The 15,775-nt window shown below is 33.8% G+C and carries 10 protein-coding genes and 1 pseudogene; 3 read left to right on the forward strand and 8 right to left on the reverse strand.

Annotated elements, in window-relative coordinates; translation table 11 throughout:
* The coding region (locus ABY298_RS10235) for a PKD-like domain-containing protein (protein ID WP_372745957.1) at nt 1–2,719 on the forward strand (2,719 nt) is incomplete at its 5' end.
* A gap of 7 nt (nt 2,720–2,726) precedes the next feature.
* Nucleotides 2,727–3,722, forward strand: a complete 996-nt coding sequence (locus tag ABY298_RS10240; RefSeq protein ID WP_372745958.1) for a PorP/SprF family type IX secretion system membrane protein — start codon at nt 2,727–2,729, stop codon at nt 3,720–3,722.
* 522 nt (nt 3,723–4,244) lie between these two features.
* Here the strand turns inward: ABY298_RS10240 and ABY298_RS10245 are convergent.
* A complete protein-coding gene (locus ABY298_RS10245) occupies nt 4,245–5,048 on the reverse strand; it encodes an ADP-ribosylglycohydrolase family protein (protein WP_372745959.1) in 804 nt (267 codons plus the stop codon).
* Nucleotides 5,049–5,452: 404 nt separating this feature from the next.
* On the opposite strand from ABY298_RS10245, the gene ABY298_RS10250 reads away from it, so the two are divergent.
* Nucleotides 5,453–6,265 (forward strand): hypothetical protein, encoded by an 813-nt coding sequence (locus ABY298_RS10250; RefSeq protein WP_372745960.1) that lies wholly within the window; start codon nt 5,453–5,455, stop codon nt 6,263–6,265.
* 784 nt (nt 6,266–7,049) lie between these two features.
* On the opposite strand, the gene ABY298_RS10255 is transcribed toward ABY298_RS10250, so the two are convergent.
* From ABY298_RS10255 to ABY298_RS10285, 7 genes and pseudogenes are all read right to left on the reverse strand, one after another.
* Nucleotides 7,050–8,576 carry an N-6 DNA methylase gene (locus tag ABY298_RS10255; RefSeq protein WP_372745961.1) on the reverse strand — a complete coding sequence of 509 codons (1,527 nt, stop codon included), beginning with the start codon at nt 8,574–8,576 and terminating at the stop codon, nt 7,050–7,052.
* A gap of 22 nt (nt 8,577–8,598) precedes the next feature.
* The gene (locus ABY298_RS10260; protein WP_372745962.1) at nt 8,599–9,960 is read right to left on the reverse strand and encodes an ATP-binding protein; all 1,362 of its coding nucleotides are present in this window, start codon (nt 9,958–9,960) and stop codon (nt 8,599–8,601) included.
* A gap of 123 nt (nt 9,961–10,083) precedes the next feature.
* A complete protein-coding gene (locus tag ABY298_RS10265; RefSeq protein WP_372745963.1) occupies nt 10,084–11,487 on the reverse strand; it encodes a restriction endonuclease subunit S in 1,404 nt (467 codons plus the stop codon).
* Between the two features lie 78 nt (nt 11,488–11,565).
* Nucleotides 11,566–12,615, reverse strand: coding sequence for a type I restriction-modification enzyme R subunit C-terminal domain-containing protein (locus ABY298_RS10270; protein ID WP_372745964.1), 1,050 nt, complete (start codon nt 12,613–12,615; stop codon nt 11,566–11,568).
* A complete protein-coding gene (locus ABY298_RS10275; RefSeq protein ID WP_372745965.1) occupies nt 12,560–14,377 on the reverse strand; it encodes a DEAD/DEAH box helicase family protein in 1,818 nt (605 codons plus the stop codon). The genes ABY298_RS10270 and ABY298_RS10275 overlap by 56 nt, the downstream gene beginning before the upstream one ends.
* A gap of 397 nt (nt 14,378–14,774) precedes the next feature.
* A pseudogene (locus ABY298_RS10280) lies at nt 14,775–14,906 on the reverse strand (ATPase); the annotation flags it as partial.
* Nucleotides 14,907–15,113: 207 nt separating this feature from the next.
* A partial coding sequence (locus ABY298_RS10285; RefSeq protein WP_372745966.1) for an ATPase occupies nt 15,114–15,775 on the reverse strand: 662 nt, incomplete at its 5' end.

Raw genomic sequence — 15,775 nt, forward strand, 5'->3', positions numbered from 1 at the left:
ATATCAATGGTATGAAAATACAACAGATTCAAACTTAGGCGGAACAGCAATATCAATAGCTACAAATGACACTTATGATCCACCAACTGATACTGTTGGGACGATTTATTATTATGTGGTGATTACTTTTCCAGCAGGAGGATGTACAAATTTAATTTCTGAAATAGCCAGTGTGGAAGTAAATCAGGTACCTCAAATAAATTCAGAAAGCAGCACTATTTGCAGCAGTAATTCATTTATAGTTGATCCATCCACTATTGCTGGGAATATTGTTCCTGCGGGGACCATGTATACTTGGTCAACACCTATAATAACGCCTTCAGGTTCTATAACTGGAGCACTGGAGGAATTGGTACCTCAAAGCACCATTAGTCAAACGCTTATAAACACAACAACGAATCCTTCAACCGTTTTATACACAGTTACACCATTTTCGGGAAGTTGTATAGGAGCTAATTTTAATGTGGCAGTAACAGTTAATCCAGCGACCAATGCTGATGTTGTGGTAACAAATAACTCTTGTTTTAACTCTGATAATGCTTCGTTAGAAGCTACCATAACTGGTGGGATTCCATTTAGCACTGGTTCCCCATATTTAATTTCTTGGACAGGTCCAAATGGTTTTGTAGCAACAACCGAAAGTATTTATAATTTAGTGTCGGGTGATTATACATTAGAAGTTAATGATGCAGGTGGTTGTCCATTTTCAAAAACTTACACAATTACAGAACCGAATGCATTGATTATTGTAACGGATGAAGTAAAAAACATTAATTGTTTTGGCAATTTGGATGGGATTGTTAAAATTTCAGTAGAAGGAGGTACACCACCTTACAACTATAACTGGACGACAGTTGATGGATCAGGAATTGTTAATGGAATTGAAGATCAAACAGTTTTAGGAGTAGGGACCTATATTATTGAAATTAGTGACGCGAATGGTTGTTTGGTTTCAGAAACGTATATTTTAACAGAACCTATACCTTTAGTAATAAATGTAATTTCTTCAGTAAATATATTATGTTTTAGAGAAAGTAATGGCTCTATTGAGGTAGAGGCGTCTGGAGGAACTCCGTTTGAAACAGCACCAGGTATTTTTGATTATCAATTTAAGTGGCAGGGGCCTGGTGGATTTGTGAGTACTTCTCAAAATATTTATGGCTTGACTGCAGGTACCTATTTATTAACAACTACAGATAGTTTAGGTTGCATAGAACAAATAAGTGTTCCGTTAAATCAGCCTTCAGAAATTATTATTGATGTAGTTAAAACGGATGTTACATGTTATGGAGCTAATGATGGAAGTATTCAATTATCACTTAGTGGAGGGGTTGCTCCGTACACCGTTACTTGGAGTAATTTAGGAAATGGATTGGTTCAAAATAATCTATCTCCAGGAATTTATATGGTTACGGTTGTAGATCAAAATAACTGTCAGAAAATTGAAACAATTGAAATTACAGAGCCTATTTTTCATATAGACCCTGTAGTCACTCAAATTACTTGTTTTGGGGAAAATAATGGATCCATTGATTTGAATGTGGTTGGTGGCGTGGGACCATTATCTGTAACTTGGAGTGATGATAACAGTGCTGGTGTTCAAAGAAATAATCTTGCAGCAGGGACATACTCGGTTTTAATTACAGATAGTGCAGCTTATCAATGTCCAATCAATGAAAGTTTTATAATTATAGAGCCCTCAGCGCTTTCATTAAACGGAATTGTAGGAGATGCCACAGATTGTAACAATGTAAATAGCGGAAGTATCGATTTACAAGTTTTTGGAGGGACCTTACCATATACTTATAATTGGAGCAATGGAAGTACAACAGAAGATTTAACAAGTATTCCTGCAGGAAATTATATGGTCACTGTTACAGATGTTTACAATTGCTCGGTCACGGAACAATTTACGGTTATAAGACAGGCACCTTTAGATTTAATGCTTACATCAAATATTGTTACAAATTGTGATTTAAAAGAAGTTGGTCAAGAGACAAAAGCAAATGGCTTGGGTGGATTTCCTCCTTATTTATTTAATTGGTCTGGTGGTATTGCTTCTGGTTCAAATAGGGAAATAATGACCACAAATCAAGGAGGAACCTACACGGTTCAAATAACAGATTCAAATGGGTGCACTTATCAAGAAAATTTTGTGGTGGACGATTTGCCATATATTGGAAAACAATCGTTAGAATATACTTCATTTGGTATTGAAGAGTATCACACTTTGTCTATACAAGATCCTATTCAATTTACCAATAATTCAACAGGTGATTATATTTCAATTAGCTGGGATTTTGGTGATGGCTCACTAATTGTTTATGAAGAAAATCCAGAACATATATATACTTATGAAGATTCATTTGAGGTTACACAAACTGTTGAATATGCGATTGGTTGTACTTATTCATTTAGTCGAACATTATTGGTTACAAAAGGATATGAGCTTATAAACCCTACAGGTTTTACTCCAAATGATGATGGAATTAATGATACGATAAGACCGTCATTTAAAGGTTTAACTACTATGGAAATGAGTATTTATGATACTTGGGGCTCTTTGATTTATTTTGAAGAGGGTCTTTCTTTAAAAGGATGGGACGGTATGCTCAGGGGAAGTTATGCCGAAAATGGGAATTACGTAATGGTTGTTAGGGCTACTACATTTTATAATAAGCAGCTAACAGAAACAACACCTATAACATTACTTAAATAAAGGATTTATGAAGTATAGTTTAATATTAGCACTCTTTGTTTTTGGAAAAATTTATTCTCAGGATCCAATTTTTACACAAACTTTTTTGGTTCCTGAAACCATAAATACTTCATTTACAGGTGCGTTAAGAAGTACTAAATTAGGGATGATACATCGTTCCCAATGGACTAGTTTTGGAGTTAAAATTAATACCGATTTTTTATATATTGATTCTTGGTTTGAAGGGGTGAAAAGTGGCATTGGTATTACATTTTTAAAACATACCGAAAGTGAATCTAAATACAACTTTAATCAAATTAATTTAAACTATGCACTGGCAATTCAATTAAATGAGGATTGGTTTGTAAGACCAAGTGTTTCTGTGGGATTTGGGTTTAAAGATTTTGGTTTTCAAAATATTTTATTGGAAGATCAAATTAATATAAATACAGGATTTATACATCCTAATACGATGGATCCAATAACATTAAATGATAGCAGGACTTTTTTTGATTTTAGTTCTTCATTGTTATTTAATAATGAAAACTCCTGGGTAGGACTTACACTTCGTCATTTGAATAGACCAAATATATCTATGACCCAATATGAAGATACTCCATTGGATATATTTATTTCCGCTCATGCAAATCTAGAATTTCCACTTTATAGATATTCTAATAACAGATATTCTGATAATAACAGTGTCTATTTTCTCTCCAACTTCATGATGCAATCTAAATATAGCAGGCTTGATATAGGTAGTCAATATGTGTATGACAATAAATTTACTCTTGGGTTTTTAATAGCAACAAATCCATTAAAAACAGGGTTAAGTAATGATTTTATAAGCTCTTTTGATGTTTTTGCTGGGATAAAATGGGAAGGTTTTAAATTTGGTTATTCATATGATATTAACACAAGTAATATTGGTTTAACTGGAGGAGTACACGAATTTTCAATTGCGTACGATTTTAGTGTAAATTTAAGTTATCTCAATCGATTTAAGTGTGTTCGATATTTTTAGAATTAAAATACGCTTTAAATTAACAATTTTGGAAAGTTGTCATTTCCATATAAAAAATCAATACTGAAACCCTAACGAAACCAAATCATTTTGTTTGGTTTCGTAAAATAGTGAACTATAATGAAATCTTTTTTATCAAAATATTTTATCTATCTATATTACCTGCACGAATGTTTGTAGTTTTTACTACTGTTACTTATGGAAACGGAATTGTTAGTTGTTCGGATTATGATGAGATCCTGAAACAAGTTCAGGATGACGTATCAAAAGGGCAAAGGCAAAAAGTAAGTTCTTGCCCTTCGACTACGCTCAGGACAGGCTTTTTTTCAGCAAGTTCTTACTGTGCGGAATTGGAAGCTGTATGCAGTGTAGTGCAACGGAACGGAATACTGCTGGAGATGGATGGCTTTTTGATTTCATTTATTCTTTAATTTCAATTTAGATTTGAATTCTTAAAAATTTGTAATTCACTTAGCACTTGATTGAGTTAGTTCTATCACTGTTTTTGCTATTTTAGGATAGTCATAAGATTTCTCTGTAAAATCTTCTAAGTACTTCCTTTATATCGGTAGGTAGTCTGTTTATTGTTTCTTCTAATATCCATTTCGGAATTTCTTGGTAATACGCTTCTGCTATTGAACCTGTTATGGCAGCTAAGGTATCACTATCGCCACCGATTGAAATTGCATTACGGATTGCATCCTCAAAATCTGTACTTTCTAAAAAACAAATAATTGCTTCAGGAACGGTTTCTTGACAGGTTTCATTGTATAAATACGTTTCTCTCAATTCGTCAACTGTTCTGTTTAAGTCATAACCAAATCCCTGTTCTATGTATTTACGGAGTTTGGATTTATCCTTTTCTGTTCTTGAAAGTAAAATCAATCCTGCCGTAGCCTGAGCGCCTTTAATTCCTTCAGGATGGTTGTGAGAAACTTCTGTAAAACCTTTAGCATTTAACATACAACTTTCCATACTCCTAATACTATCTGCAACAGGCGATATTCTCATAGCAGCACCATTGCCAAAACTGTTATATGGTTTGTAATCAACGTAACGAAGCGTGTCAAAGGCTTTTATCCATTGAATAAACTTTGAGCCATACGATTCGTTTGGATATTTCTTATACCAATTATGTAAATAAGAAATATATCTTGGTTGCCCAGGATTTCCGTGGTCACATAATATAAAATCTGCAACTGCAATAGTCATAACCGTGTCATCTGTAAATGTGCTTTCCTTTTTAAAGAGAGGAAACTCCTTGCTTTTATGATTGTTGAACTCGTAAATTGAGCCAACAATGTCACCTATAATTGCACCTATCATTCTTAAATTGTTTTAGTGTATAAATTTAAAAAATACATTCATAATTAAAAAGCTGCTAATTTGTGAATTTTGAAAGATTTTTAAGAAAATCAGATTTAAAATTCCAAAGGTAAAGACTAGCAGCTTGCTCTAAGATTATGGGTAGAGCAAGCTTTTTTTAGCAAGTACCTATACTTTATTGGAAGCCTTAGGCAATGGAGTGCAACGGAATGGAATACTGCTATTATGGGTCCTAGTAAACAGAAATAAAATTATTATAAAATATAATAAGAAAACTAGATTCTTTATTTTGTTTTTAATCATAGAAATTGAAGATAAAAATTAAGTTAAATTATTTGTGCAACGTGGCAATATCTATAAATATTTAATGTTATATGAAGTACATTAATTTAATAACTTGAAAAATGAAATTGCTAAAGAAAATATTTATTATTAGTTTGAATGCCTTGTTGTTTAACGCTTGCATTGCAAACAAAAAACCTAAAGTTAATTTACTTACTGAAAAAGAAAAATTACCTCCTATCATAAAAAAGGAAACACCCAATTCAATTTCAATCGAAACTAGTACGAATAAAAATATCAATTATTTAAATAAAACTATAGAAATTGAGAATCACGGCTTACTAGATGAAAATGTATTAAACAAAATAAAAACATATTATTATAATGAATATGCTAAAGAATGGAAAGCTTTTAAAAAAGAGCACAATAGTTTCAAAAAATATCCAAGTACTGAAACTAAAACGGATAGTGTTTTTGATTTAGTTTTTAAATACTTAGAAGGCGACATTCAGTATTCCGCTACCATGATACATTGTAAAATACCCTTAAAACAAGAGATTAATCTTTATATGTCAAGCCCTATTTTATATACGGACTTAGACAATGATGGCACCAATGATTTAATAGTTGTTGTGCATACTGAAGGAGGTTGGAGGGGTGGAAATACCTACAGTCAGGATATTTTTACTTTCCTATTAAAAAAGGGAGCTTACACATTAACAAACGTTACTACAGACTGGGAATTAGCTAAACCCAAGGGTTACGGTTATATCCGTGTTAAAAATGCAGAAAATGGAATACTATTAGCAGAAGCTTCTATTTACACAGAAAATGATGCACGCTGTTGTCCTTCAGAGCATTACTATATGAAATATAAATTTAAAAATAATAGGTATGTTAATATAAGTTCAGATTTTATAGGGAGTGATTATTAGCTAAGCTAGACATCTTATTGCGTTAAGTTCATTATTGTTTAAATTATAGGCACACTTAACTTAATTGCCTGCACGGATGTTTGTAGTTTGTTGTGTCTTTTCTAATGGAAACGGAGTGAAATTGGAATTATTCTATGATGAGATCCCCAGTCAAGCTGAGGATGACGTGAGCGCAAAGGCAAAGAGTAAGTACTTGCCCTTCGACTACGCTCAGGACAGGCTTTTTTGGTGGTTTTTACTGTGCGGAATTGGAAGCTGTATGCAATGAAGTGCAACGGAATGGAATACTGCTGTAGATGGGGTATATTATTGACTTTGAACAACCGAGTATTTCACGTAAGTTGAACTGTTGCAAAATTAACAACGGTTGTATTTAAATTAGTTCGTTCATTATTTTACTGTGTTCAGTGACAATGAACGTGCTAAATTTTTGAACGCTACTAAACACCACAAAGGAGCCTTATTATTTACTTTTATTTATTAAAACACCTATTATGGTGCAATTGATGCTATTTTGGCGCAATCCAAATTTTGTAATTAGACCTATTTCTTTATTGGCTGCACGAATGTTTCTGTTTTATTGTGTTTATTCTTATGGAAACGGAATTAAAAAGCGCAAAGGCAAAAAGTAAGTGCTTTTTTTAGCTCTTACTGCACGGAAACGGAAGCTGTATGTAGTGGAGAGTAACGGAACAGAATACTGCTGGAGATGGGGCAAAATAATTTGGAATCTGCCCCATTTTAGTTGATCTTACTTTTTATTAAAAATAGAAGTGATTAAATACTATGAATCTACATTCTCACTCAAAGTATCCATAATTTCTTGGAAGCAATCTATACCTGATTGTAAGTTTTCAATAATTTCTTCTGCTAAAATATCTGGATCAGGTAGATTGTCAAGGTCTGCTAGGCTCTTGTCTTTGATCCAAAATATATCTAAGTTGGTTTTATCTCTAGCTATGATCTCATCATAGCTGAATTTTCTCCATCGACCATCAGGATTTTCTTCGCTCCAAGTTTCTGTACGTTTATGTCTGTTTTCTGTATTATACACATCTATAAAATCTTGTAGGTGTGACATTCGCATTGGGTTTTTCTTTGGTGTATGGTGTACATTATTTCTATAATCGTATATCCATACATCTTTTGTCCAAGCATCTTTTGAGGCTGGTTTGTTATTAAAAAATAACACATTTGCTTTTACTCCCTGCGCATAAAATATACCCGTAGGCAAGCGTAAAATAGTATGCAGTTCTGTTGTTTTTAACAGTTCTTTCCGTACTGCCTCACCTGCTCCACCTTCAAACAACACGTTATCAGGTAAAACCACTGCCGCTTCACCAGTTATCTTTAATTGTGATTTTATATGCTGTAAGAAATTTAACTGCTTGTTAGAGGTGGTTGCCCAAAAGTCTTGTCTGTTATAACTAAGGTCTTGTTTCTCTAAGTTCCCTTCTTCATTGGTAATCGTCATACTGCTTTTTTTACCGAAAGGTGGATTCGCCAATACATAATCGTATCTGGCTCCATCATCAGAAATTAAAGCATCTGCAGAAGAAATAAACGTTTCCCCATCAATTTCACCAATGTTATGCAAGAACATATTCATCAAACACATTCTGCGTGTGTTGGCTACAATTTCATTACCGTGGAAGGTTTTGTTTTTTAGGAATTCCTTTTCTTCTCTGTCCAGTTTATTATTGGCCACGATATAATCGTAGGCAGCTAAAAAGAAACCTCCGGTACCACAAGCAGGGTCTATTATGGTTTTTAATGGCTTTGGCTGTATACAAGCCACCATTGTTTTAATTAATGCACGTGGTGTAAAATATTGTCCAGCTCCACTTTTGGTGTCCTCCGCATTTTTCTCTAATAATCCTTCATATATCTTTCCTTTGATATCCGCACCCATTAGGCTCCACTGCTCCTTATCAATCATATCAATGACTTTCAACAACTTGGCTGGATCTTGTATTTTATTTTGACTCTTCGTAAATATTTGGCCCAAGATTCCTTTTTCTGTGGACAAACTCCTCAACATTTGATTGTAAAACACTTCTAATTCGGCTCCTCTTTTACCCGATAAAGTTGGCCAGTTGCAAATTTCACCATCTTCAATTTCGTTATTTTCGGCATCCTTGATTTTTGGAAATGCCAAATTTTTAGAATACGGTGGTTTGTTTAATTCATCTGCCATTTTTAAGAATAGCAAGTATGTAATTTGTTCTAGATAATCTCCATATCCTACACCATCATCACGCAATACATTTGCGAAGTTCCAAACCTTTGATATTATTGTTGATTCTGTCATTGATTTATTTTAATAAGGTTAATTATTCTAGTTTACCGTTTTCAGTAAAATAGGTTAAATATTCTGGTAACATTGTTACCATATAATACGGTAAATTCATTAGTAAATAAGGTGTTCCACTTGGCGTGCTCTGCTGTTCAACTTTAAACTCACCTGCATATACTCTTACAGCGAATGGGTGATTTGTTCTGTCCATAAATTGATGTAACGATTTCAAGGTGCCTTCACTACCAGATTTCACTTCAATAGGAATTATTTTTCCTTGATGCTGCACTACTACATCAACTTCAGACGAAGACTGACTTTTTTCTCGCACCCAAAAGTTAGGTTTTGAACTTCTAAATGTATTTAACGACTGTAATTCTTGCGTAACCAAATGCGGTATAATTGCTCCTTTATAGGAGTTGCTTAAATCTGAAAGCGCTAACATTTCTGCCTGAATACCTAAAGTGTGATTCACAATTCCTGTATCTAAAAACTGTAATCGTGGCGACTTTTTAAAATCGGGTATGATTGGAACCTCCACCTGTGTTGTTGGATACACAAGCTGAATAATTTTTGCTGCATCTAAATTACGCATTGCTTCACCTACTTCTCTTGAACGGTAATTTGAGTTCCCGAAATTTTGAAATTTAATGCGTTGATCTACATATAAATGTGCCGTTGCCATTATATGTTTTATCACATTGCGCTCGGTATTGTTGGTGGTGTATTTTTCAACATCATTTTTATACGTTTCCCAAATACTTTCATACACTTTTGGTAAATCACTTATGCTTTGCGTATTTAAATAGGTTTTTACCACCTCGGGCATTCCACCAATAATTGCATACTGATTAAAAAGCTTCAACAAAACCGTGTGTGCTACTGGTTTTAAAGGCACTTGCTGTAAATGTTCTAAAGCAACCGTGTTACCTGCTGCCGCTAAATATTCTTTAAAATTTAAAGGATATAAATATCTAAATTCAACTCTACCTACAGGAAAACTTTCTACTTCACGAATAGCAAATTCTAATAACGAACCTGCAGCTATTACGTGCAGCTCAGGTATTTCTTCATAAAAATAACGCAGCAACTGTATTGCTTTTGGAGATTCCTGTATTTCATCTATAAATAACAAGGTGTTACTTATTTGATTGCTTGCAATATTGTTGGTTAAAAATAACCCATCAACTATTGTTTTCACATCTGTGTACATTTCGAAAAACTGTAAATCTGCTGGTTTTTCGAGATTTAATAACACACTGTGTTTGTACAATTTAGAAAACTCTTTAATTAAGGTGGTTTTACCAACCTGACGCGCACCTCTTAAAATTAAGGGTTTGCGGTTGTCTGCTGCTTTCCAATCTGTTAAGCTGTTTGATATGTGGCGATAAAAATTCACTGTCTTTTATTTAATTTCAATAGCAAATATAGCTTTTTGTAACAAAGTAAGGGTTGTTTTTGTTAAATTTTGTAACAAAACAAGGGTTGTTTTAAAAATATCTTGTACCAAAACAAGGGTTATTTATTGTTTTTTACTTTTAATACTCTTTGTTTTCTCTGCTTTTATCCGCTCCAACAACACGCTTGCAGGCTCATAATCTAATGCAGCTTTACAGGCTGCTATTTCTGCATCATTTAAAAGTTTACCCTCAAATGCCTTTTTAAGTATGCTTTGGCGCAACGCTTTAGACTTTTCTAAACTCTCTACAATGGTTTCTTCTACTTTATCACATACCGATAAACGGCTTTCTATTTCTTGTACGATTTGGTGTTGTTCTTGAATTGAACATAATGGATATGGCAACTCTTTAATACTACCCAAATTTAAAACATCCATTGTTGTTCCGTGATTTTTAACTTTATATAAACTCTTTAAAAATGAACTTTCAAAGTAGTACTTAAAGAATATAGAATCATAAAAACGGTTTAATGTGATTTTTACTAATCGAGGATTAATTATTCCTTGTTCGCTATCATCAGGTAAAACTAAAACTTTCCCAACAGTACCAACCAAAGATATTAATATGTCTTTTGGAAACACTGCACAATTAATCAAAGAATTATATTTTTCTTCTCCTACATAATAATCTCCAAAATAAGCATTACCAGAAATAACCTGTTCTTGACCATAAATTTTATATCCTGTTTCAGTATAAAAAGACTTCTTAAGGGAAGATCCAAATGGACCTGCCTTTAAAGAATTAGCATTATGTCCAGCAATTTTATCAACTTTACACCATTTCCAAGTATCCGGTTCAATAGGCAACACCTCCAACTCTTCTTTTACCAACGGAAATAACTCTTTCACCATTTTTGGCTTACTAGGTTTCGCCCCTATACCATCCCAATCTTTTACAGCTTTCTTCCAATCAGCTATTTGATTAAGGTAATGATTTTTACGCTCTTCTTTAATTTGCTCCAACAATTCTTCTGCCGTTGGTAGGTTGGTTTGTTTTGCTCTCCACTCTTTAGTTAACTCTCCCTCAAAAGCTTTTTTAAGTACTGCTTGTCTATATATTTTAAGTTGCTCTTGTGCTTTTTTAAGGTCGGCAATACCGCTATCTAAACTGCTAAATAATTCTTCTATTTTGGCTACTATGGCTCGTTGTTCGGGGAATGGAGGGAATGAAATTTCATAGGCATAAATCTTTGACCCTGAAATTACCGGTTGTGCTGTTGAATTTGAAAGCTTATTTAGGTTTTCAAACTGCAATTTCAATTGCATAAACCTCAAATTAAAACCTAATAACTTAAAATTCACAATCAGCGCATTATCTGTAACCCAGGATTTTTCCTTTGTTAGGTGAGTTACACCACATCTTACACCAACTCTTCCTATAATTAGTTTTCTTTCACTTAAAAGATAATCTGAATGATATCCTGTTATACCATTTCCACCATAAACTGGATAACCTACACCTGACATTATTTTTTGCCGTTAAACCTTTTCCACTATGAACTGTAAGTACATCACCAAGTTTACATTCTACCCAATCTTCTCTCATTATGCTGCTAATACTTCATTTAATTCATTCATAATTTCATTCATTTCATTACCAAATAACTGGTACATTTTACCTCGTCCGCCTTTGGCATCAAATGGCGTAAAGTCTAGGTCTTCAATTTCAATATGGTAGCTACTAACAACGTGGTCTTTTAACATTCGTAACCAATCTAACTGCTCAGCTGTAAAACGGTTGTGTTGCCCTGCATTTTGTTTAAAAATCCATTTTCTATAATTCTCATCAATAGTGCTGTCAAATGCTTTTAGTTCTTGGTCTATTCCACACACTCTTCGAATTAATGATACCAATGCTGTTAGCTCATCTTTTGGTTGTTCGCTCTTCACCTCTTCCAGTGCTTTGTAAGCTTCCCAAACATAATCAGGAGCCAATAATGGCTTCTCTAAAGTAAGCTTCTCAAACACTTCCTGAATCATTTTAAAAGTAATGTTTCGGCGGTTGTAGGGCTGGTTATAAAAAATGCTTAAAGCGGCAATTTCATCTTTATGTTTTAGCAAATATTCGCTAAAATCTTTCACAATTTCTTTGGCTTTATCTACCGAAGTTGTATCCCATTCCGATTTGGTAACTGTGTCAATATTTACACTATCAATAATTTGATCGTGTTGCTTTCTAACATTGTCTACATAATTATTTAGTTCGCCATTAAACGTTGTAGCAGCTTGTGAAATAAGCGTTTCTTGTGCTTCCTTACGGCTGTTATCATAATCTTGTGGTGTTCTATCTTCAACAAGAATTTTAGCTATCAATTCTTGTGTTTTTTCTTCAATAGCATCTTCATCAAAAGCGGTTAATAACTCTTTGGTAATTTGCTTTAAATTTTTACCTCCTGAATATTCTAACAGCTTGTCTTTTTCCTTATCTGTTATTTGTTTATCTAATCGGATTAAACGGTTTGCCAACGATAAAAATAAATCTTCATCGGCTACTCCCATTGTTACGGCTCCCAATAAATCTTTCAGCGCAATTGTTGGTTTACGTTCTAAAGGTCGGCTGTCTGTTTTTTTTAGATTTAATGGCTCCAACGGCATCCACAATTACAAAGTGTGTTTTACTTTTAGCGGTTTTGGTTACCAGCTGCAAGGTGTCACTATTGATAGTACGTGTTCCTCTACCCTTCATTTGCTCGAAGTAATTGGTACTTTTTACGTCACGCATAAATAGTAAAACCTCCAACGGTTTTACATCTGTTCCGGTAGCGATCATATCAACTGTTACTGCTATGCGCGGATAGTATGAATTTCTGAAACGGTTTAGTACCGATTTAGGATCTTCTTCCGCCTTGTAGGTTACCTTTTTACAGAAGTCGTTGCCCTCATCAAATTCCTCCCTAATTATTTTAATAATATCATCAGCGTGGCTATCAGTCTTTGCAAAGACTAGCGTTTTTGGCACTTCATAATCGCCATTTTCATCCACACGATTCGGGAAAATAGTTGTTTTTAAAGCGTGTTTATACTCCCGAATAATATTTCGTATTTGGCTTGGGTTTACTACCTTTTTATCGAGGTCATTTTTAGAATACTCGGTATCTTCCTCCTCTTGTTGCCAACGTTTTTTTCGTGTTAATTTATCGCGTCTATCTAAAAACCAACCACCTTTTACTACATCACCATTTTTAGATATTTCGGTTTCAATATTATATACATCGTACGGAACATTTACCCCATCGGTTACAGATTCTTCATAAGTGTATTCACTCACTACATTTTCATTAAAAAAACCAAAGGTTCTTTTGTCGGGTGTTGCTGTTAAACCAATTAAAAATGCATCGAAATAGTCTAATACCTGCTTCCACAGATTGTAAATTGATCGGTGGCATTCGTCAATTACAATAAAGTCGAATTGTTCAATCGGAACCTTCGGCGTATATTCAACTGGCATTGCTTGTTTTTTGTTGACTTGCTGCTCCATCCAAGACGATTCATTCGGATTGTCCTGTTCGGCACTTTCATCCAATTCCTCTTCTTTTAAGATGGCATACATTCGTTGAATCGTGGAAATACATACCTGACTATCAGAAGCAATAAAACTCGACGTTAATCGCTGCACGTTGTATAGTTCTGTAAACTTTCGGTTATCATCATTTGGCTGAAAAGTCATAAATTCCTGTTCAGCTTGCTCCCCTAAGTTTTTGGTATCCACTAAAAACAAGATGCGTTTTGCATCTGCATTTTTCAGCAATCGATATACAAAAGTTGCTGCGGTAAAGGTCTTACCTGCACCCGTAGCCATCTGTATCAATGCTTTTGGTCTATTCTTCTTAAACGAATGTTCAAGGTTGTTAATCGCCTTTATCTGCGCTGGTCTAAGACTAGTTTCATCTAATATAGGTGTGTCCTGTAGTCGTGTTCTTAAACTTGCACCTTTCTTTAACCATTCGGCAATGGTACCAGGTTTATGGAAACTAAATACATTTCTTCCTCTTGGTTTTGGATCCCTGTAATCTGTGAATCGTGTGATGATTCCGGTACTTTCGTAAACGAATGGTAACGGATCATTATTTAAATATTTTAGCTTTGCTTTTGCATAGTCTGAGGATTGCTCTTCAACGACTGTTAATCTGTGTCCTTCGTCTTCTTTCTTCGCTTCAATTACCCCTACAGGTTTTCTTTCTACAAATAAAACGTAATCCGCCGGACCAATATCCGTCTGATATTCGCGTATTGCAACACCTTTACCAGCTGCTAAATTAATTTTCGATTTAGATTGAACAACCCAGCCAGCATCCCATAACATTTTATCAATGTTATCTCGGGCAATTTGTTCAGGATTTTTATTATTTGAGGTCATTTATAGCAAAATCTTTTTCATTTTTATTGAAAGCCTAGCAAAACACTTCAACAAACGAGGTTAAAAGTAATTAAAATAAATGATGTGTTCAATCATTTTATTGAATTTTGATTCATTTTAGTTTTATCAAAAAAACAGATTAATTATCAAATTATTTTACGGGATTCCGTATTAAATATATTTAGTAAAAAATAATAATAAGTTGTATTGAAATTTTAAATACAATTATATTTGCTGACTTAGTTCGTCACAGATCTAAGTCTTTTTAAGCTACGCTTATTTTATTTTTTTATTGGTGTAGCTTGAATAAGCTTTTAAAAATTATATTTCATAGCATAATTTGTACAAGCTTATTTCATAGCAATTTTTTTTTAAAAGCTCCTTTCTAGGAGCTTTTTTATTTTCTTTTGTCAATAGAATTTTGGCTAAAGCTTATTAAATTAAACATTGCTCTTAATCTGCTTCTTACTCTATTACCATATCTTTTTTCAATTTCTTGTGCGTTGAGGTTTGTGGTGATGTGGGTTTTCTTTTCTTTTTCCATCGCTGAAAAAGAAACAAAAAATCTAGGCTTACGAACCTATCTCTAAATTTTTCAATCGAATTCTAAATTTTAGGAACTCGCAAAGAATGATTGACAAATTGACTATAATTACGTTTAGCTCAAACAACCTAAAATTTCACGAATCCTCTTTTCAAAATTTACGAGCTATGTTCGATAGGCCGGCCTAAAAAACTATTGTCTTTTGTCAATCGAATTTTGGCCAAAGCTTATTAAATTAAACATTGCTCTTAATCTACTTCTAACTCTGTTACCGTAACGTTTTTCAATTTCTTGTGCATTTAGGTTGGTTGTGATGTGGGTTTTTGCTCTGAACTTGGTTTGATGTGATCCTGAAACAAGTTCAGGATGACGTGTAAAAAGGTCATAGCGCGATAGTAAAATTTCTCCTAGTACGTTGAGGTCTTTTCCATAATGGCTTCCTGTTGGCTCCACTCCTAAATCGTCAAAACAGTAATTTTTTGATTGGTTGTATTGCTCCAGGGTTTCAAAACCAGAGGCGTTGAAGCTGAATACAATATTCCTGGTTGGAATAATTTCATAGCTTGTTTTATGTGGTGCTAAGTGTAACAATAATTTCATCAATGATGTTTTCCCACAACCTACTGGACCTGTCAATAATATTCCTTTGTTGGTATCAATTCCCATTTGAGCACAGCTGTAATGGTCTTGAATGTAATAGCAACATAATTTAAAAATTAGCGGTTCGTCTTCTTTATAGATTTTAAAGTTTTTGCCAAATAGCAAATGTCCTTTGATGTTGAGGTAAGTTTTTATTTTTTCGAAATCATAGTGAATTACATTATCTCTGATTTCTCCAATTTGAAATTTTGAGG

This window comes from Lutibacter sp. (assembly GCF_041596795.1).
Lineage (GTDB): Bacteria > Bacteroidota > Bacteroidia > Flavobacteriales > Flavobacteriaceae > Lutibacter.

What these genes read in the sequence shown, in the direction of transcription:
- ABY298_RS10250 (WP_372745960.1), top strand. Translation starts at nt 5,453, where the DNA reads ATGAAATTGCTAAAGAAAATATTTATTATTAGTTTGAATGCCTTGTTG.
- ABY298_RS10270 (WP_372745964.1), bottom strand. Translation starts at nt 12,615, where the DNA reads ATGCCGTTGGAGCCATTAAATCTAAAAAAAACAGACAGCCGACCTTTA.
- ABY298_RS10245 (WP_372745959.1), bottom strand. Translation starts at nt 5,048, where the DNA reads ATGATAGGTGCAATTATAGGTGACATTGTTGGCTCAATTTACGAGTTC.
- ABY298_RS10265 (WP_372745963.1), bottom strand. Translation starts at nt 11,487, where the DNA reads ATGTCAGGTGTAGGTTATCCAGTTTATGGTGGAAATGGTATAACAGGA.
- ABY298_RS10240 (WP_372745958.1), top strand. Translation starts at nt 2,727, where the DNA reads ATGAAGTATAGTTTAATATTAGCACTCTTTGTTTTTGGAAAAATTTAT.
- ABY298_RS10275 (WP_372745965.1), bottom strand. Translation starts at nt 14,377, where the DNA reads ATGACCTCAAATAATAAAAATCCTGAACAAATTGCCCGAGATAACATT.
- ABY298_RS10255 (WP_372745961.1), bottom strand. Translation starts at nt 8,576, where the DNA reads ATGACAGAATCAACAATAATATCAAAGGTTTGGAACTTCGCAAATGTA.